Origin of the sequence: Rhizobium sp. R339 (genome assembly GCF_002211395.1) — a bacterium.
Classification (GTDB): Bacteria; Pseudomonadota; Alphaproteobacteria; order Rhizobiales; family Rhizobiaceae; genus Rhizobium.
In genome coordinates this window covers 680,340-699,320 of the sequence record NZ_LOKV01000001.1, presented here as the reverse complement: position 1 = coordinate 699,320, position 18,981 = coordinate 680,340, and the positions used below count along the sequence as shown (strand labels likewise).

18 protein-coding genes are annotated in these 18,981 nt (G+C 62.2%); 10 read left to right on the top strand and 8 right to left on the bottom strand.

From position 1 onward, the window contains the following. Positions 1-145 precede the first annotated feature (145 nt). Positions 146-1,192, top strand: coding sequence for an NAD(P)-dependent alcohol dehydrogenase (locus tag ATY76_RS03385; protein ID WP_004674733.1), 1,047 nt, complete (start codon positions 146-148; stop codon positions 1,190-1,192). A gap of 436 nt (positions 1,193-1,628) precedes the next feature. Here the strand turns inward: ATY76_RS03385 and ATY76_RS03375 are convergent, their stop codons facing one another. From ATY76_RS03375 to ATY76_RS03360, 4 genes are all read right to left on the bottom strand, one after another. Continuing rightward, positions 1,629-3,596, bottom strand: coding sequence for a TetM/TetW/TetO/TetS family tetracycline resistance ribosomal protection protein (locus ATY76_RS03375; protein WP_088673344.1), 1,968 nt, complete (start codon positions 3,594-3,596; stop codon positions 1,629-1,631). 590 nt (positions 3,597-4,186) lie between these two features. Further along, positions 4,187-5,452, bottom strand: a complete 1,266-nt coding sequence (locus ATY76_RS03370; RefSeq protein WP_088673343.1) for an NAD(P)/FAD-dependent oxidoreductase — start codon at positions 5,450-5,452, stop codon at positions 4,187-4,189. 300 nt (positions 5,453-5,752) lie between these two features. After that, the gene (locus ATY76_RS03365) at positions 5,753-6,271 is read right to left on the bottom strand and encodes a BA14K family protein (protein WP_088673342.1); all 519 of its coding nucleotides are present in this window, start codon (positions 6,269-6,271) and stop codon (positions 5,753-5,755) included. A 151-nt stretch (positions 6,272-6,422) separates the two neighbouring features. Further along, entirely contained in the window at positions 6,423-6,887 is a 465-nt protein-coding gene (locus ATY76_RS03360) for an Lrp/AsnC family transcriptional regulator (RefSeq protein WP_088673341.1), read from the bottom strand. 154 nt (positions 6,888-7,041) lie between these two features. Here ATY76_RS03360 and ATY76_RS03355 point away from each other — a divergent pair, with 154 nt between their 5' ends. The 5 genes from ATY76_RS03355 to ATY76_RS03335 all read left to right on the top strand — a co-directional run bounded on the left by ATY76_RS03355 (position 7,042) and on the right by ATY76_RS03335 (position 11,263). After that, complete coding sequence (locus ATY76_RS03355) at positions 7,042-7,761, top strand: aspartate/glutamate racemase family protein (protein ID WP_088673340.1); 720 nt, start codon at positions 7,042-7,044, stop codon at positions 7,759-7,761. Positions 7,762-7,999: 238 nt separating this feature from the next. Further along, on the top strand, positions 8,000-8,917 hold the full coding sequence (locus tag ATY76_RS03350; protein WP_088673339.1) for a bifunctional helix-turn-helix transcriptional regulator/GNAT family N-acetyltransferase: 918 nt from the start codon (positions 8,000-8,002) through the stop codon (positions 8,915-8,917). A 60-nt stretch (positions 8,918-8,977) separates the two neighbouring features. Continuing rightward, entirely contained in the window at positions 8,978-9,601 is a 624-nt protein-coding gene (locus tag ATY76_RS03345) for a TetR/AcrR family transcriptional regulator (RefSeq protein WP_088673338.1), read from the top strand. Between the two features lie 117 nt (positions 9,602-9,718). After that, positions 9,719-10,927 carry an MFS transporter gene (locus ATY76_RS03340; protein WP_088673337.1) on the top strand — a complete coding sequence of 403 codons (1,209 nt, stop codon included), beginning with the start codon at positions 9,719-9,721 and terminating at the stop codon, positions 10,925-10,927. Between the two features lie 105 nt (positions 10,928-11,032). After that, positions 11,033-11,263, top strand: coding sequence for a DUF6429 family protein (locus ATY76_RS03335; protein ID WP_088673336.1), 231 nt, complete (start codon positions 11,033-11,035; stop codon positions 11,261-11,263). Positions 11,264-11,384: 121 nt separating this feature from the next. Here ATY76_RS03335 and ATY76_RS03330 read toward each other — a convergent pair whose 3' ends face one another. Next, the gene (locus tag ATY76_RS03330) at positions 11,385-11,801 is read right to left on the bottom strand and encodes a helix-turn-helix domain-containing protein (RefSeq protein WP_088673335.1); all 417 of its coding nucleotides are present in this window, start codon (positions 11,799-11,801) and stop codon (positions 11,385-11,387) included. A gap of 120 nt (positions 11,802-11,921) precedes the next feature. Here ATY76_RS03330 and ATY76_RS03325 point away from each other — a divergent pair, with 120 nt between their 5' ends. Beyond that, positions 11,922-12,830 (top strand): SDR family oxidoreductase, encoded by a 909-nt coding sequence (locus tag ATY76_RS03325; RefSeq protein ID WP_088673334.1) that lies wholly within the window; start codon positions 11,922-11,924, stop codon positions 12,828-12,830. A gap of 351 nt (positions 12,831-13,181) precedes the next feature. Here the strand turns inward: ATY76_RS03325 and ATY76_RS03315 are convergent, their stop codons facing one another. Then, a complete protein-coding gene (locus tag ATY76_RS03315; RefSeq protein ID WP_088673332.1) occupies positions 13,182-13,934 on the bottom strand; it encodes a pyridoxine 5'-phosphate synthase in 753 nt (250 codons plus the stop codon). Between the two features lie 445 nt (positions 13,935-14,379). Between ATY76_RS03315 and ATY76_RS03310 the strand changes: the two genes are divergently transcribed. Further along, complete coding sequence (locus ATY76_RS03310) at positions 14,380-15,072, top strand: MerR family transcriptional regulator (protein WP_088673331.1); 693 nt, start codon at positions 14,380-14,382, stop codon at positions 15,070-15,072. Positions 15,073-15,328: 256 nt separating this feature from the next. Here the strand turns inward: ATY76_RS03310 and ATY76_RS03305 are convergent, their stop codons facing one another. Next, positions 15,329-16,456 carry an ATP-dependent RecD-like DNA helicase gene (locus tag ATY76_RS03305; RefSeq protein WP_088673330.1) on the bottom strand — a complete coding sequence of 376 codons (1,128 nt, stop codon included), beginning with the start codon at positions 16,454-16,456 and terminating at the stop codon, positions 15,329-15,331. Positions 16,457-16,627: 171 nt separating this feature from the next. Here ATY76_RS03305 and ATY76_RS03295 point away from each other — a divergent pair, with 171 nt between their 5' ends. Beyond that, positions 16,628-17,341, top strand: coding sequence for a DUF255 domain-containing protein (locus ATY76_RS03295; protein WP_141104973.1), 714 nt, complete (start codon positions 16,628-16,630; stop codon positions 17,339-17,341). A gap of 58 nt (positions 17,342-17,399) precedes the next feature. Here the strand turns inward: ATY76_RS03295 and ATY76_RS03290 are convergent, their stop codons facing one another. Then, positions 17,400-18,305 (bottom strand): LysR family transcriptional regulator, encoded by a 906-nt coding sequence (locus tag ATY76_RS03290; RefSeq protein ID WP_088673327.1) that lies wholly within the window; start codon positions 18,303-18,305, stop codon positions 17,400-17,402. Between the two features lie 131 nt (positions 18,306-18,436). Between ATY76_RS03290 and ATY76_RS03285 the strand changes: the two genes are divergently transcribed. Next, positions 18,437-18,916 carry a carboxymuconolactone decarboxylase family protein gene (locus ATY76_RS03285; RefSeq protein ID WP_088673326.1) on the top strand — a complete coding sequence of 160 codons (480 nt, stop codon included), beginning with the start codon at positions 18,437-18,439 and terminating at the stop codon, positions 18,914-18,916. Positions 18,917-18,981 lie beyond the last annotated feature (65 nt).

The window sequence follows — 18,981 nt, the reverse complement described above, 5'->3', positions numbered from 1 at the left end:
GTCTTTGCCATTTCGCAAACAGCCGGGCGCCTCACTTTTGCAGGATCGTGCAAGAAGCCGAGAGGATCGCTCTAACGCCCTCGCCATGTTGCGGGCAATAGTGCGCCATCCCGTTCAACCCCTCCCAACCCACAGGAAGCTTCAAATGGCTATTGCAAAAGGCTATGCCGCAACCGACGCGTCGCAACCGCTGACCCCCTTCACCTTCGAGCGCCGCGAACCCAATGATGACGACGTCGTCATCGCGGTTCAATATTGCGGCGTCTGCCACTCCGACATTCATCAGGCCCGCAACGAGTGGGGCAACTCGATATTCCCGATGGTACCGGGCCACGAGGTTGCCGGCGTCGTTTCCGCCGTAGGCTCCAAGGTCACGAAATTCAAGGTCGGCGACCGCGTCGGCGTCGGCTGCTTCGTCGATTCCTGCGTCGGCTGCGCCACGCGTGATCTGGATTACGAACACTACCTGCCGGGCCTCGTCCCGACCTATAACGGCTATGAAGCCGATGGCACGACCCCGACCTTCGGCGGCTACTCCGACTCGATCGTCGTCAAGGAAGGCTATGTGCTGCGCTTCCCCGACAATATTCCGCTCGATTCCGGCGCCCCGCTGCTTTGCGCCGGTATCACGCTCTACTCGCCACTCGCGCATTGGAAAGCCGGTCCTGGCAAGAAAATTGCGATTGTCGGCATGGGCGGTCTCGGCCATATGGGCGTGAAGATCGGTGCTGCTATGGGTGCCGACATCACCGTCCTTTCCCAGTCGCTGTCGAAGAAGGAAGACGGTCTCAAGCTCGGCGCCAAGGACTATTATGCAACGAGCGACGCCGAGACCTTCACCAAGCTCGCCGGCACCTTCGACCTGATCATCAACACGGTTGGCACGGCAATCGATTGGAATGCCTATCTCAACCTGTTGAAGTCTGACGGCACAATGGTTCTGGTCGGCGTTCCCGAGCACCCGGTTCCGGTCCACGCCTTCTCGGTCATCGGCGGGCGCAAGAGCCTGGCGGGGTCGATGATCGGCTCGATCAAGGAAACCCAGGAGATGCTCGACTTCTGCGGCAAGCACAACATCGTCTCGGAGATCGAGAAGATCGATATCCAGAATATCAACGAAGCCTACGAGCGGGTGGTCAAGAGCGACGTCCGCTACCGCTTCGTCATCGACATCGCCTCGCTGGCGGCTTGAGGAATGCAGGGCGGCTCCTTCGGGAGCCGCTTTTTTTGTGACAGCACTCTCGAGCTTCCTCATGCTGAGGTGGGTAGCCCGCAGGGCGGAGCCTCGAAGCACGAGGCTCCGCCTTTTACGGGAAGCTTAAGAGTCATTCACGGCGCGGACGCGCCGTGGCTGGATTCCTGTGACGAGCACAGGAATGAGGGAGGTTGGGGTAAGCGCTTCGCATCAAATCTGCTCTCGATATAAGGGCGTTGGATGACTCGATGGAATGGCAAGGAGTTGCTGCATCCGTTGTCGGGGCGCCACTTTTCCTCCCTCATTCCTGTGCTCGTCACAGGAATCCAGCCACCGCGCGTCTGCGCGGTGAATGACCCCCCGCATGAGTGCGAGAAGAGACTGTCACTCCCTTCATCATCTCTCTTGAGGTGAGTCATTCACCCGAACCGCTTCAACCGTCTCGCGACCCGCGCTCCCCGCTTCCCCGCAACCACAGCAAATACTCCGCCGGGTTGAACGGATCCGGCCCCGAACGCGGGCGCCGGCGCGGTGGCCCTGATAGCGGGGCATAGTGATCGAAACCCGTCTCCATCGTCCCTGCCCCGCTCGTCAGCCCCGGCAATTGCTGCTGAACGCTCTGGACCATCTGAGACGCCAGCGTGCCTTCGAGCCGGGCGATGCCATCGGCGATCACCGAATCCGTCGTCATCGCGGCGGATTTCGCCAGCAATGCCAGCACGCCGCTGAGGCTCTCGGCCGGCGTTTCGAGATGAAAGCGGTCGACCGGCTCGCAGAGGACGGTTTGCGCGGCAGAAAGCGCCGATGCCAGCACCCAGGGCGTCAGCTGCCGGAAATCGGCGGCGGTGCTGGCTGGGGAGCTGTGGCGTGCCGCCGTCATCGCCACGTGGCAATCGGTGACCTGCCAGCCGAAGATGCCCTGCTTCAGCGTTTCGAAGACGGTTTCCTCGACCGCCCGGTAAAAGGCGACCGGCATCTGGCCGACATCCACTTCGAGCACGAAGCTGTTGCCCGCCCCGGCCGGACGCGGTTCGACCCGCAAGCCGACGGTAGCAAGAAACGGATTGGGCTCCTTGAAGAGGATCTGCAGGCCGCTTCCCGTTGCCGCCGGCCTCTCGGCCAGGATGACCGTGCTTTCCTCGAAGCTGGCATCGAGGCCGAAATCCGTCAGCAGGGTCGCTTGGATCACCTCCTTCTGCACCTCGCCGTAGAGCGATACGAAAACCTCGTCGGCCTCTTCGTTCCGGTGCAGGTTGATCAGCGGATCGTGTTCTGCCATCTGGCTCAGCGCCAGCCACAGCGCCGCCCTCTCCGAAGGCCGCCGCGCAAGGACGCGGGTTTCGAGCGTGGGCGGCGCGAAATGAACCCTTCCGGCCGTACCCGGATCGCCGCCGACCGCATCGCCGATCCGGGCGCCGGCAAGCCCGCTGACGCGCGCGATCTGCCCGGCGCCAAAGCTCTCGGCGCCATGACTGCGCCCAGCCTCGAAGAGCTGGATAGCGGTTACTCTCTCCGGGCCATTCGGCAGATCGAGATATTGCCGCAGCCGCACCGTGCCCGCCGTCAGAGACACATAACACAGCTTCTCGCCGCCCCAGCCGCGCTCGATCTTGAAGATCTTGCCCGCGACCGGCCCATCCGGATCGGGATGCCGCTCGGGCAAGATCGCCGCGATGGCCGAGGCGAGCGCCGGCACGCCGGCTCCGGTCATGGCCGCGCCCGCAAAGACCGGATGCACCAGACCGCGCGCCGCCTGATCGGCCAGGGCGCTGCCGAGCCTTTCCCGCGTCACGCGCTCGGGGGCGAGCACATAGTCGTCGAGCAGCGCGTCGTCGTTTTCTCCGAGCGCCTCGCAGAGCGCCGAAAAAAGCGGTTCGTTTCCCGGGTCCAGCGCCTCCACCCGCGCGAGCTTGCTGCCGGCATCGCTGACCGAAGACATGGCGATCGGCCGGACCGAAAGCTGCGCGGCAAGCGCCTCCATCAACTCCCCATAGCGGGTGCCGAGGCGATCGACCTTGTTGACGAAGAAGACGAAGGGAACGCCGAGCCGCCGCAGCGCCCGCACCAGCACGCGTGTCTGCGCCTGCACGCCTTCGACCGCGGAGACGACGACCACCGCCGCATCCAGCAATCCCAACACCCGCTCCACCTCGGCGATGAAATCCGGGTGGCCGGGTGTGTCGATCAGATTGACGGTCCTGCCGCCGATCGCAAACGATACCACCGCGGCCCGGATCGTGATGCCGCGCTGCCGTTCGAGTTCGAGCGTATCCGTCTGCGTATCGCCGCTATCGACGCTGCCGGGCTTGTCGATGACGCCGGCGTTAAAAAGCAGTCTTTCGGTAAGGCTAGTCTTGCCTGCATCCACATGGGCGAGGATGCCCAGATTCATAGTGCGCATGAACCACCATCTTCTCAGAAATTCGGATGTGATTTTCGTGAGAAGTGACTCGGCGCATTGGAACCTCTGTCCGTTGTTACGGCTGGATGCGGCATCCCACCGTGGTGGTCAGACGCGGGTGGGATGCTAAGGGCGGGTGGGGAGATGTGTCAAGGTTGGGCGTAGCCTCGCGAAAACCAAGTGTCATTTCGGCGGTAAATCTAGCGCAGACGTCACCCCACTCACCCTCATCCCTGTGCTCGTCACAGGGATCCAGCAAGCCCAAGTCCTTGGGCGCGAAAGACCCTTCGTTCATAAAAGTCATTCACGGCGCGGACGCGCCGTGGCTGGATTCCTGTGACAGGCACAGGAACGACGGAGGAGAGGGTATGTCGTGTTGCACCCCCTCTGTCCTACCGGACATCTCCCCCACAAGGGGGAGATCGGCAAGTGGCCTAAACTCTGCGCCTATCTACCGTTTCGTCAGGCTGTGACTCTCGTTGTTGGGGAAGACGTCGCGCCCAGCCAATCTCACCACCTGTGGGGAGATGTCCGGCAGGACAGAGGGGGGCCACACGGCACATCCTCTCCCGCCGTCCTCCAACTTGAGCCTACCCCTCCTCCCGCATCGTCTCCCGCTGCGTGATCAGCCGTGCGCTGTGCTGGCCGCTCAGATAGATCCATAGCCAGCTCCAGGCGACGGAGAAGCGGGAGCGGGTGCCGATGAGGAAGTAGATGTGGGCGATGCCCCAGATCCACCAGGCGATCCAGCCTTTCAGCTTGACCTTGCCGAAATCGATGATCGCCGCGCTTTTGCCGATCGTCGCCAGGCTGCCCTGGTGCCAATATTTGAAAGGTGCCGGCGCTGGTTTGCCCGAGAGACGCGCGCGGATGACCTTGGCGACGTAGCCGCCCTGCTGCTTGGCCGCCGGCGCGATGCCCGGCACCGGCTTGCCGTCCTCGCGCATGACGGAGGCCGTGTCGCCGACGACGAAGACATCGGGCAGGCCGGGTGCGCTCAGGTCCTTTTCGACAACGACGCGCCCTGCCCGGTCGGCCGGCACGTCAAGCCAGCGGGCCGCCGGCGAGGCGGTGACGCCGGCCGCCCAGACGATCGTCCGGCTGGCGACGAAGGTCTCGCCGATCCGCACGCCGTCGGCGCTGCACTCGGTCACCGGCTTGCCGAGATGAACCTCCACCCCAAGCTTCTCCAGCGCCTTTTGAGCATAGGCCGAAAGCTCCTCGGCGAAGGCCGGCAGCACGCGCGGACCGGCCTCGACGAGCACGACGCGGGTCTTGCGCGTATCGATGTTGCGGAATTCCTTCGGCAGGGTGAAATGCGCAAGCTCGGCGATGATGCCGGCAAGCTCGACGCCGGTCGGCCCGGCGCCGACGATGGTGAAGGTCAAAAGCGCGTCCCGCACGGCGGGATCGGCCTCCATCTCGGCCTTTTCGAAGGCGAGCAGCACGCGCCGGCGGATGGTCGTCGCGTCTTCCAGCGTCTTCAGGCCGGGCGCCACCGGCTCCCATTCGTCATGGCCGAAATAGGCATGGGTCGCCCCGGTCGCCAGCACCAGCGTGTCGTAACCCAGAGTCATGCCGTTACGCAGCGACACGGTCTTTGCGGCGCTGTCGACATCCGTGACTTCGCCGAGCAGCACCGTCACATCGGGCCGATCGGCATAGAGGCGGCGGATCGGCCAGGCGATCTCCGAGGTGGAGAGAATGGTCGTCGCCACCTGATAGAGCAGCGGCTGGAAGAGATGATGGTTGCGCCGGTCGACGAGCGTGATCCTCACGCCCGCGCCCTTCAACCCGTTGACGAGCTGCAGCCCGCCGAAACCGCCGCCGACAACGACGACATGATGATCGCTCATGACCTACCCTTTTGCGCCATTTTGCTGAACGTCAATTTGGCCTTCGCGGAGAAGGTTGCAAGCGCCGTTTCGGCATGCCTGCCCTGCGCCCCCGGCAGTCAAGCGAAGTCTCTAGAGCGGATGTCAGGCGCAGTTTTCGCCGCCGGGGCCGAGCTTCGGTGGTCGCGAGATGTTTATTCATGTCATCGGGAACGTGCGGGATAACGCCAGGCGTCAAAACAAATAGCTTAGAGCGCGTCGCATGATGCGGCGCGCTTCAGTCAGCCTGGAACCAGTTCACAGCGCGGATGCGGAACTCGATCAATAGGGACCGATGCACTGGCGGCGCGGTCCGTTATAGGGCTGGAAGGTATTGTCATAAGCCCTGTACGAACGATAGCGCGAGTAGCACCAGGCCTCATGGCCTCCCCTTCCATAATAGGCGGGCGCCGCATAGGTGCGATAGGGCCGGCCATAATAGCGGCCGTAATACCGGTATGGCGGACCATAGCGGTAGGGCGAGCCATAGTAACGGTACGGCGAGCCATAATAGCCGTAGGGCGAACCGTAATACGAGCCGTAATAGGGCTGGGCCAATGCGCCGCCGATGATCGTGCCGACGGCCAGACCACCCAAGGCCCAGCCCCAGCCCGATCCATTATGGTGATGCCCCCCGTGATATCCGCCGCGGTAGTAGCCGCCTCGGCCACGCCATTGCACATGCTCTATCTGCTGCTGAGCTTCGATCCTGGGTGGATTGATAGCCGGAAACGCCTGGGCCGGGGTGATGCCGGAAATCCCCATGATCAAGCATAACGCGGCAACGGTTAGCTTTCTCATGACTGTCCTCCTCTACTCCTCAGGAGGAGGACACATCTTCCCCCTCTTGAACCAAAGGTGAACGCAATTTGCCGAAAATCGTTCCGTATCGGAACAAATTATTTGCTGTCGATGGCGCCGAGGATTGACAGCTCTTCCCCCAGGCGATGGCTCAGCGCACATAACCCACGGGTATGCCCAATCCGTGTTTCAATTCTTCCATCGAGATCGACGCCGAGACGTCGAAGAGTTCCAGCTTGCGCACGATCTGCTTATAGATGACATCGTAATGCTCCACGCGCGGCAGCACGATCTTCAGGATGTAATCGTGATTGCCGGTCAGCCGGTGCGCCTCGACAATTTCAGGGATGTCGCTGATGATCCGGCGGAAGGTTTCCGTCCATTCGTCGGAATGGTGCGCCGTCTTGACGAGCGCGAAGACCGTCGTCGGCACGCCCATCTTTTCGCGATCGAGCACGATGATGCGCCGCAGGATATGGCCGCTCTCCTCCAGCCGCTGGATGCGCCGGGAGCAGGCCGAGACCGAAAGCGCCACCCGCTCGGCGAGGTCCGTCACGGATATGCCGGCATCTCTTTGCAGCATGTCGAGAATGCGTCTGTCGCGATCGTCAAGCATTGTGTGAAATGAACCTCGCGCCCGAAATTTGCGCCATTTCGCCAAACCGTGCAAAATAATAGCACGCCCTCCTCATCAAGGGCAAACAACGCAAACACGCCGCGCGGCCATTGCGGCATCATTTTCGAAACTCGCAGCATGGGAGCATGAAGAGATGGAAACGATCGGTCTGATCGGCGGCATGAGTTTCGAAAGTTCTGCGGTCTATTACCGCCTGGTCAACGAGATGGTGCGCGCCCGCAGAGGCGGCCTCGCCTCGGCCGAGCTCATCCTGCATTCGGTCAATTTCGAGGAGATCGTCGCTCTTCAGAAGGCCGGAGACTGGGCCGGAGCCGCCCGCCGCCTCGGCGATGTGGCGGAGCGCCTGCAGGCCGGCGGCGCCGGCTGCGTCCTGATCTGCACCAACACCATGCACCTGATTGCCGACGAGGTTGCCGCGAGGATCTCCGTGCCGCTGCTCCACATCATCGACGAAACGGCGAAATCGCTGCATGCGGCTGGCCGCAAGCGGCCGCTGCTGCTCGCCACGCGCTACACCATGGAGCATGGCTTCTATACCGACCGCATGAAGAGCCTCGGCGTCGACGTCATGGTGCCCGAAGCCGCCGACCGCACCACCGTACACGACATCATCTTCAACGAACTCTGCGCCGGCCGGGTCCACGACAGCTCGCGCGAAAAGCTGATCGATATCATCGATCGCGCCGCGGCAAGCGGCGCCGACAGCATCATCCTCGGCTGCACCGAGATCTGCCTGATCCTCGACCCCGACCGCCTGCCGCTGCCGGGCTTCGACACCACGACGATCCATGCCCGGGCGGCCGTCGATTTCGCGCTTCGCGCGGAGGAAGAAGAGGCAGAGGAGGCTGCCTAAGGCGCCTATAATTTAGTTGACTCAGTCAATTAAATGCATGACAAATATTTCCGTCAGGAGATTTTCGTCAGCTTGTTCGGATAAGTCGCCAACCTCTCTTCCGTCATGCTCGGGCTTGTGCCCCAAGCATCTGCTTCCGTTTGATAGGGCAGCAGATCCTCGGCACAAGGCCGAGGATGACGTCGATCGAGGAGCGAGCCTCGTCAGCAGCTCGCGAGATCTCCATCCGGAGATCACCATGTCCGACACCGCCCTCATCGAAACCGCTCGCGACTTCAACCGCTTCTACACGAATTTCCTCGGCCTGCTGAACAAGGCCTATCTCGACTCGCCCTATACGCTGACGGATGCCCGCATCCTCTTCGAGATCGGCTCGCATCAGGGGATCAGCGCCGCCCCTCTTGTCCGCGACCTGCATCTCGACCCGGCCTATCTCAGCCGCATCCTCAAGCGTTTCCGCGCCGAAGGGCTGATCGAAACGAACCCCGATCCGGCCGATCTGCGCAGCCAGATTATCGCTGTCACCGAGCGGGGACGTGGAGAATTCGAGGAACTCGGCCGGCGCGCCAATGCCCAGATCGCCGCCCGTTTCGACACTCTCGCCGCCGGCGAGCCGCAGGCGGTCGTCTCGGCCATGGACACGATCCGCGCCCTGCTCGACCCGGCCGCCAAGCCCGCTCCCGCGATCATTCGCCCTCACCGCGCCGGCGATATCGGCTGGATCGTGCAGAGCCAGGGGCGGTTCTATGCCGAGGAATATGGCTGGGATCTGCGCTTCGAGGCGCTGGTCGCCGAGGTCGCTGGCAAGTTCCTCGCCAACTTCGATCCCGCCATGGAATATTGCTGGATCGCCGAACGCGGCGGCGTCAATGTCGGCTCGGTCCTCGTCGCCAATGGCGGCGACGGCATCGCCAAGCTGCGGCTGCTCTATGTCGACAAGGCGGCCCGCGGCCTCGGGCTCGGCAAGCTGCTGGTCGATGAATGCATCCGCTTTTGCCGGCAGAAGGGTTATCGCGAGCTTTCGCTCTGGACCAACGACATGCTGGAGACCGCCCGCGCCATCTACATCAAATCCGGATTCCGCCTTGTCTCCGAGGAGAGACATAGGATGTTCGGCCCCGAGGCGAACGGCCAGACCTGGGTGCTCAACCTCTGAATTTGCTGCGTCTCAAAAGTTTCGCTTGATTTGGAAACGATCATTTCCTAATTAGGCGTCATGACCGACGCCAGCCTCAAATTGGATGAAACAACCCGCAGCCGCGGCCGCCCGCGCGCGTTCGATATGGACGCCGCATTGGATGCGGCCCTGCAGGTCTTTTCCGAGCGCGGCTACCACGCCACCTCGATCAGCGATCTGACCGAGGCGATGGGCCTTGCCTCCGGGAGCATCTACAAGGCGTTCAAGGACAAGCGCGGCGTCTTCCTTGCCGCCTTCGATCGTTACCGTGCCGTGCGCCGCGGCCTGCTCGACGCCGACCTCGCAAGCGTCGAGACCGGCCGCGACAAGCTTCATGCGCTGATCACCTTCTTTGCCGGCTCGTCCCATGGCGAAATCGGCAGGCAGGGCTGCCTCGTCGTCGGCAGCGCCGGCGACCTCGCTCTCTTCGACGAAGAGGCGGCCGAACGCGTCGCCACCGCCTTCATGACCGACGAGACGCTTTTGGCCGCCCTGATCCGCCTTGGCCAAGCCGACGGCTCGATTTCTTCGGATGTCGATGTCTCCGCAACCTCTTTGGCGCTTCTCTGCCTCACCAAGGGCATGCGCGTCATCGGCAAGACGGGCCGCAGCGGCGAAGAAATGGCGACCGCCGCCGAAGCCGCGATGAAACTGGTGACATGACACTCCCCCGGTGATGACCGGCGCTCCCGGGAGTTAGCCCCCAGCGCCGCGGCAGGAAACGGGTGGCGGCGGTAAGACGATTTGCGACTAATCCTTTCAATCATACCGGAGTTTCTGATGAGCATTTCAGCCACCACCCCGGATAATGCCATTCCACGAGCGCTATCCCCCTGGCTCACTTTCCTTTTCGCCGCCGCCTGCGGGCTGGTGGCCGCCAATCTTTATTACGGCCAGCCGCTGGCCGGCCCGATCAGCGCCGATCTCGGCTTCACGCCTGCCGCAACCGGGCTGATCGTCACGCTGACGCAGATCGGTTATGGCCTCGGCCTGCTGCTGATCGTGCCGCTCGGCGACCTCACCGAAAACCGCCGCCTGGTGCTGCTGCTGATTTCCGTCTCGGCCCTCGCCCTGATCGGCGCCGCGCTGTCTTCGACGCCTGCCATGTTCCTCACCGCCTCGCTGTCGATCGGCCTTGCCTCGGTCGCCGTCCAGGTGCTCGTGCCTTTCGCCGCCAACATGGCGCCGGATGCGACGCGCGGCCAGGTCGTCGGCAATGTCATGAGCGGCCTGCTCTGCGGCATCATGCTGGCCCGCCCCTTCGCGAGCTTCGTCGCCGAGGCCTCTTCCTGGCACATGGTCTATTACGTCACCGCCGCACTGATGCTCGTGCTCGCCATCGTCCTGCGCGCCAACCTGCCGGTCCGCGTGCCGAAGACGAAGCTCGGCTACGGCGAACTGCTTGCCTCCATGGCGCATCTGGCGCTGACCTCGCGCGTGCTGCAGCGCCGCGCCCTCTATCAGGCCGGCATGTTCGGCGCCTTCAGCCTGTTCTGGACGACGACGCCGCTGCTGCTCGCAAGCCCGGCCTTCGGACTGACGCAGAACGGCATCGCCCTCTTCGCGCTGGCGGGTGCGGCCGGCGCTATCGCCTCGCCGATCGCCGGCCGGCTTGCCGATCGCGGCATGACGAAGATCGCCTCGACGATCGCCATGCTGCTCGGCATGGCCTCCTTCCTGATCAGCCATTTCGCGAGCGATGGCTCGCTTACCGCCCTGGTCCTGCTGACGGTGGCGGCGATCGCGCTCGATTTCGGCGTGACGACCAATCTCGTCTGCGGTCAGCGCGCCATCTATGGCTTGAATCCGGAACATCGCAGCCGGCTGAACGGTCTCTTCATGGCCACCTTCTTTGCCGGCGGCGCGCTCGGTTCGGCGCTCGGCGGCTGGGCCTATGCGACCGGCGGCTGGACCATGACCGCCTGGATCGGCTTCGCCTTCCCGGCGCTCGCCTTCCTACTGTTCCTCACGGAAGGACGCGGGAAGTAGACCGACCTGTCGCAAAGCCCTGCAAATCGGATTCGATTTCGGGGCGATTCGCGGGTTAAATGAGAGGTGACAGGATTCACTCATTTTTACAGGGATGCTTCCGGCATGGAAATGGATGAAGAAAAGATCGACGATGCCGTGCTCGCTTTGCTCTGGCTGACATTGCATGACGGCGATCGCGCCTGGAAAGGCTTCGACTGGGACGTCATGGATCGTCTGTACAAGAAGGGTCTAATCGCCAATCCCGCAGGCAAGGCCAAGTCGGTCGTTCTGAGTGATGAAGGATTGCAGCGGTCAGAGGAATTGTTTCGCGCGCTGTTTACGCGCGCGAAGTGACAGAGGCTCTAGAACAGGATGATTTTAGGCCCGGTTGGCCTAAAATCTGAATCCTGTTCTAAATTAAAGAGTTAGAGCATGATGTCGTCCGAAAACCGCTCACACTTTTCGGCATCATGCTCTAGCTTTCGGCTGAATCGAAACGCGAGCGGGCAGCGCGCACGGCATCGTGGTTCGCTTCCGCCCAGTTCAACAGCTGCGACAGCGGCTGGTAGAGCGAACGGCCCAAATCGGTCATCGAATATTCGACGCTCGGCGGCTTCGTCGGGAAGACCTCGCGGCCGATATAGCCGTCCCGCTGCAGGTCGCGTAGCGTCTGCGTCAGCATGCGTTGCGAAATATCGGGAAGCATCCGCCTGAGTTCGCCGAAGCGGCGAGGCTCGGCCGCCAGCACTTCCAGCAGCAGCGTCGACCATTTCCCACCGATCTGCTGCATCATGTCCCGGACCGGGCAATTGGAAAAATCAAGGCCGGCAAGATCGATCTCGCGCCGCGCCCCCGGCATCCTGTTCTTCAGACTGAGGACTGCGCCGCTCATCTGCTGGTTCCCTTCTGGTAACTTACAGCCGAAAAACTGCCTTCTTTACACCGCGAGGTCAATTCCCAATCTAGCGTTAGTCTCTTTTCGAGACCAGCTAAACGCAAAAGGAAACGACCTATGAGCGAAACCATCCTGGTCACCGGCGCCGCCGGGCAGCTCGGCCAGCGCGTCATCCATCACCTCATCGAGACCTATCATGTCGCCCCCGGCCAGATCGTCGCGGCGACCCGCAGCCCGGAGAAGCTCGCCGGGCTCGCCAGAAAGGGTGTCGTCACCCGCAAGGCCGATTTCGATGATGCCGCCGGCCTGGAACAGGCCTTCACCGGCATCGACCGGCTGCTGATCATCAGCACCGATGCGCTGGATACCCCCGGCAAGCGCCTCGCCCAGCACAAGGCCGCCGTCGCCGCTGCCGCCAAGGCAGGCGTCAAGCACATCGCCTATACCTCGATGCCGGCGCCGGACAACTCGCTCGTCACCTTCGCGCCCGACCATCTCGGCAGCGAAAACGCCATCAAGGCAAGCGGCATCGCCTATACGATCATCCGCGACGCCTGGTATCACGACAATTACCTGCACAGCATGCCGCACAACCTGCAGGGCGGCAAATGGTACAGCGCCACCGGCAACGGCAAGGTTTCGACCATTTCGCGCGACGACTGCGCGCTCGCGATCGCCGCAGCCCTGGCCTCCGGCACCTCCGAAAGCGCCACCTACACGCTGACCGGCGCGGTATCGCTCAACAACCGCGAGATCGCGGCGATCGTCGCCGAAGCATCAGGCAAGCCGCTCGAAGTGGTCGACGTCAATGACGAACAGCTCGGCCAGGGCATGCGCGGCGCCGGCCTCCCCGGCTTCGTCGCCGACATGCTGGTCTCCGCCGACGCCAACATCCGCGCCGGCAACTTCGACATCGTCACCGGAGATTTCACCAAGCTGACCGGCAGACAACCGCAGCCGCTGAAGGATTTCTTCGTGGCGCATAAGACGGCGCTGACGACGGCTGGCAACGCCGGAGGCCATTGAGCTTTCCGCTCATCCCTGCGTTGCCGCCGGGAAGAGCGCGCTCTGATTTGGACGCTGAAAATCTCATCACGTGCGGTGAGTCACTCACAGCGCAGACGCGCCGTGGCTGGATTCCTGTGACAAGCACAGGAATGAGGAGGGTAAATTGAACGCCTTGCCCGAATTTGCCGTGTCCATTGAGGCAGCGGTTGATGGGAAGCACGACCTCTCCACCCTCATTCCTGTGCTCGTCATAGGAATCCAGCGCGCCCAAGTCCTTGGGCGCAGGAGACTCAAAACGCGTTATATCCCTCACGGCCAGAAATGCCGGGCCTCTTCCCCCACCAAAGTGTAGAGGGAAACAGCGTCCTATCAAACCGCCTGCCCGCAAGCCCGGCAGAACCGCCGCACCGTCTCGGCCATCCCGTACTCCAGCGCATCGGCCGTTAGCCCATGGCCGATCGAGACTTCGGCCAGTGCCGGAATCCGCTTCACCAGATCCGGCAGGTTGGCCACCGTGAGATCATGCCCGGCATTGACGGCAAGGCCGATGGCGAGTGCCGCATCCGCAGTCTTGCCGAGCGCTTCGAGGATCGGCGCTGCCCGCTCCGGCGCGTCATAGCAGCCGCCATAAGGGCCGGTATAGAGCTCGATCCGGTCGGCGCCGGTCGCCTTCGCCAGCTTCACCGCTTCGGCATCGCCGTCGCCATCGGCAAACAGCGAGACCCGGCATCCCATCGTCTTCAGCCGCGCGACGACATCGGTCAGGAGCGCCTGGTGCTTGCGGAAATCCCAGCCGTGATCGGAGGTTGCCTGCGCGGGATCGTCGGGCACCAGCGTCACCTGCTCGGGTGCGGCGCCGGCGCAGAGTTCGAGGAATTCCTCGGTGGGATAGCCCTCGATGTTGAACTCCGCTTGCGGAAATTCGTCGTCGATCAGATTGCGGATGACGGGCAGGTCGGAAAATCTTATGTGGCGCTGGTCGGGGCGCGGATGCACCGTCAGGCCGCTGGCGCCCGCGGCGAGCGCGATGCGCCCGAGCGCTTCGACGCTCGGCCAGGGCAGATCGCGCCGGTTGCGCAGCATGGCGATGGCATTCAGGTTGACGGAGAGCTTGGCTGGCATGGCGGATTATCCATCGGTCTCGGAAACGGGAGGCCCCGCTTTTAAGCCAAGTGTCTCGCAATGGCCAACGAGAATCGCAGATGAATGCAATGCCGATCGCTGATGGATCCGCATTTGCAGTACCGACCGCGTACCGTAAATAGTAGTTTCCGTCGCCTCCGAAGAAGGTCGGCGGCTGCGGCGGCGCAGCGCGTGTTTTTTCCGCAGCATGGGGGCCGGAGCGCGCAGAACACGCCGTCACGTTGCTATCCCATTTAAAAGAGATTATTTTTAGCACTTATAAAAAAGATCGTTCACGCATAACGTGGACATTGTATCGCGTAAACGTAGGCCGCGTACTGCTTCTTTTCCCATAGAAGAACGCCTAGAGGAAACCCCACTCGCCGCGACCGGGAAGCAACTGGCAAGACCGCATGAGGTGCAACACGATGCCCTAGGAGGGTTCATGCCAGACGGTTCCAAACGCCTGTTTGCTACCGCCGGTATCGCTTCGGAGGCCCGGTCCAAATACCGGTTTCTGCCTTCGGCCGCGCTGCCGCCGGATTTGCCTGATGGCCCCGTGCCGATTGCCGATATGGCAAACGCATTCGGGGTCACGCACAGGACACTGCATTTCTACGAAGAAAAGGGATTGATTTCGGCCAATCGCATCGGCCTGATGCGGGTCTATGGCGAAGACGACGTGATGCGCATGGCCGTCATCACCGTCTGCCGCGAGACGGGCATGCCGATCGCCGTCATCCAGGAATTGATGCACGAGCTTCGCGCCGCCGATTCGCAGGAATCGGCCGAGGCGATGTTCCGCGAGGCCCTGCAAGTGCGCAAACGCGAGCTGACGGCCGAAATGTCGACGCTGCACCGCCAGCTCCAGCAGGTCGGCGACCTCCTGGATTTCGACGAGGGCATCGGGACGCAGCCGCTCAACGACAATCAGGACAATTCCAGCCTGACCCCGCAGGAGAAGCATTGCCTGGAACTGATGGCCGAAGGCTACTCCACCCAGCGCATCGCCCGGGCGCTCGACCTGAAGCATGACGAGACCAGGGATCTCGAGGCCGGAATCATCCTGAAATTCCGCGCCAACAACCGCTTCCAGGCGATCGCCAAGGCAGTCCTGCTCGGCATCGTCCAGGCGTAATCCGTCCGACGGCCGCCACTGTCCCCTTCCCCGTTTGAGCATGACAAGACCCCTCCCCAACCCCTCCCCACAAGGGGGAAGGGCTAACCTGCCGCGCCCGTTGCCTTCCATTCACGGTTGGCGCAGCCGGCGCACCGCGTTAGTCCCTCCCCCTTGTAGGGAGGGGTTGGGGAGGGGTTAGTGGCAGCCGGATAAAGGCGGGCCTTTCCTAGGCGGACAACCGAGCCGTTCGACCGGGATCGCGGCACGATCACAATCAGCGCACGATCGTCAGCGTCTCCGCCGCGCGGGTGATCGCCGTATAGAGCCAGCGCTCCCGCGTGTCGCGAAAGGCCCAGCTCTCGTCGAAGAGCACGACATCGTTCCATTGCGAGCCCTGCGCCTTATGGACGGTCAGGGCATAGCCGTAGTCGAACTCGTCATAGCGCTTGCGGGTGTTCCACGGAATCTCGCCTTCGACATCCTCGAAGGCCTGCTTGAGCAGCTTGATCTTGGCAGCACCCCGGTCCATGTCGTCGTCCTCGGGACGGACGAGGAGATTGATGCCGGGTTTCGTCGTTTCCTTCGACGAAGTCATCACCTGCCAGAGCGAGCCGTTGAGCAGGCCCTTGGCCGGATCGTTCCTGAGGCAGACGAGCTTGTCGCCGGTCTGCGGATAATCGGCGTTAAAACCTTTCAGCTCGCGCAGACGCTGATTGTAGCGCCGCCGCGTCCTGTTGGTGCCGACGAGCACCTGGTCGGCATCGAGCACCAGCTGCTGCGTCACCTCGTTCTTCGAGATCACCTTGGCGGTGCCGTAGTCGCCGTACATGATCTCATTGCCTTCGCGCACCTGCATGGCGAGCTTGATGATCGGGTTGTCGCGCGCCTGCCGATGGATATCGGTCAGCAGGTAATCCGGCTCCTGATTGGTGAAGTAGCCGCCGCCCGAAACCGGCGGCAGCTGGCCGGGATCGCCGAGCACCAGGATCGGCGTGCCGAAGCTCATCAGGTCCTTGCCGAGCGCCTCGTCCACCATCGAGCATTCGTCGACGATGATCAGCGCCGCTTTCGCGACCGGGCTCTGCCGGTTAATCGAAAACATCGGCGCGATCGAGGTCTTGCCGGTCTCCTCGTCCTCCACCGCTTCTTCGCCGCGCGGACGGTAGATCAGTGAATGGATGGTTTTGGCATTGGAGGCGCCGCGCGAGCGCAGCACCTGCGCGGCCTTGCCGGTGAAGGCGGCAAACAGCACGTCGCCATCGACATTTTCGGCGAAATGCCGGGCAAGCGTTGTCTTGCCCGTTCCGGCATAGCCGAACAGGCGAAAGAGCGGCGAGCGCCCTTCGTTCAGCCATTTCGAAACAGCCTTCAGGGCTTCGTCTTGTTGCGGCGCAAATTGCATGATCGGCGACTTGGCAGGATTCGCCTGATTTAGGCAAGGCGGAAACTAACGCGGAACGACCGGAGTGACGGAGGAATGACATGCTTCATTAACTTCATCCAAGGTGGCACCAGTGACAAGCGTTGCAAAATCCTGCAAAGAAGTCTCCCCATGGTTGTGATGTAGAATAACATGATATCGCCAAAGAAGACTGCCTTTGCGTGCGCTGCCTTGGTTGGTGCGATCGGGATTGCCGCTGCGTTGGTTGCCGCTGAACCCTCTTTCGCGCGAAAACCCATCGAAACTTTTCCAAGGGAGACAAGTGAAACGTGCCGGGATGGCGGTGCCACGCTGTATGATCAGTGTTCTGATCAGGTTGAGATTTATCGAATGGCGATGGCGAAGGCAGTTGCGGAGCACAAAACCGTGCTGGTCTCCTACGGTGCTGAATGGTGCATATGGTGCCACGTCTTCGACGCTTACATTCATGGAGAGACGGATAAGTTCACCTATCGCTTTGGCAGCCCGAGCCAGCCTGTACCCAGCCATACTGCAACACTTTACGAACGTCCGCCTTCCGATATCTCAAAAAGCGCCGAACGGCTCAACGCCTATGTGGCGGATAATTTCGTCGTGCTTCACATCGATCAGCAATATGCGAATGGCATGGATGTGCTCGACCTGACGGATGCCGCCGAACATCTCGGTCCTGGCATTCCGTTTATTTTCACTCTCGACGGATACGGCAAATTCGCCGCCGAGCTTGTGCACGACACCGTCGAAGTGCGCCGAGACAGCGCCGACTGGTACAGAGGCTATAAGCGCGACAGGCTGCTGGCCTCGCTGACTGCTATGCGCAATAAGGCTCAAGTTGCTTCTTCACTCGACACGCGAGTCGGGCAATAGGCCAATCCATCCGCCTCAATACGAAGGCAATTTGATCGGGCCTTTCTCCGGCGCAGGCTCAGCCACTTGCGCACATGGACGGGTCCTGCGCCATGGCGCCGATGAGAAAATCCAGAACCGTCTTGACGCGCAGCGGCATGTTGCGCCGCGAGGGATAGACGACGGTGACCGGCAGGCGGCTCGGCTGGTAGTTCTCCATCACGGGGATCAGCCGGCCGCAGGCGATATCAGGCCTGGCGATGATGTGCGAGAGCACCGCAAGACCCGCTCCGGCAAGGGCCGCGCGGTGAATGGCCACCGCATTGCAGGCGGTCAGCCGCGGCGAAATCCGGATCGATATGTCTTCCGAGCCACTCGAGAAGGACCAGCTGTTGGCCTCGCCTGCCCTGTTGTAGCACAGGCATTCATGGTCCTTGATATCCCGGGGCGTGCGCGGGGCGGCCTTGCGCGCGAGATAGGCGGGAGACGCGACGAGGAAGGCGGTCGTCCAGCCGATCCGCCGACAGACGAGGCTGCTGTCGGCGACCGGGCCCAGACGCACTTCGAGATCCAGGCGCTCCTCGATCATGTCGGAGCTTTGCTCCCTAAAGAGCAGCTCGACCGAGAGTTTCGGATGGGCGGCGAGAAAATCGCCGAGCCGCTCGCTGAGATAGAGGCCGAGCGGTGCTGGAACGCTGAGCCTGACCTTCCCTGAAGCCATCGCGCCCTCGGAACCGGCCGCATCGCCAAGCTCCTCCACTGCCTCAAGGATCCTGAGCGCCATCGGCAGCATCCGCTCCCCCTCCGCCGTCAGCGACAGGCCGCTCGTCGTGCGGTGCAGAAGGCGCGTGTTGAAATGGCCTTCAAGCGCTGCGACCTGCCGCGAGACCGCCGGCTGCGTCACGTCGAGATCGTGCGCCGCCGCCGAGAAGGACCCCGTCTCCACGACGCGCTGGAAGGTCCGCAATGCCGAAACGATATCCATCCCTGCCCCCTCATACTTTTGCGCATAGGCCTTATGCGGGCAGACTAAGCGAGAATGGCTTTACAGTCCAGCTATTACAGATATCTTTTATCCATAAGGATACATAATATCCTTAATTGAAGGAGAAACACATGACTCAGCGATTGAACTACGCCCAGCAGTCCCCCGAGCTTTTCAAGAAATTCATGGAATTCAGCATGGCGCTGAAGAGCAGTGTCATCGACGAGAAGCTGCAGGCGCTCGTCGAGATCCGCGCCTCGCAGATCAACGGATGCGGCTTTTGCCTCGACATGCATGTGAAGCAGGCAAAGATCCATGGCGAGAGCGAACTCAGGCTCTACCACGTCGCCATCTGGCGGGAATCGAACCTGTTCATCCCCCGCGAGCGTGCAGCGCTTGCCTGGACCGAAGCGCTGACCAAGCTTCCCGAAGGCGGCATCTCCGACGAAATCTATGAGCGCGTGCGCGGCCAGCTTTCCGAAAAGGAAATCTCCGACCTGACCTTCGTCGTCATGGCGATCAATGCCTGGAACCGCGTCAATGTCGGCTTCAAGACGGTGCCCGGCACGGCCGACAAGGCCTATGGCCTCGATAAAGCTGGCCTGAACTAAACTCCGAAATTCATTGAAAAGATTCAACTTTGACGCCGTCGGCATCCCGGCGGCGAAAGGAGATC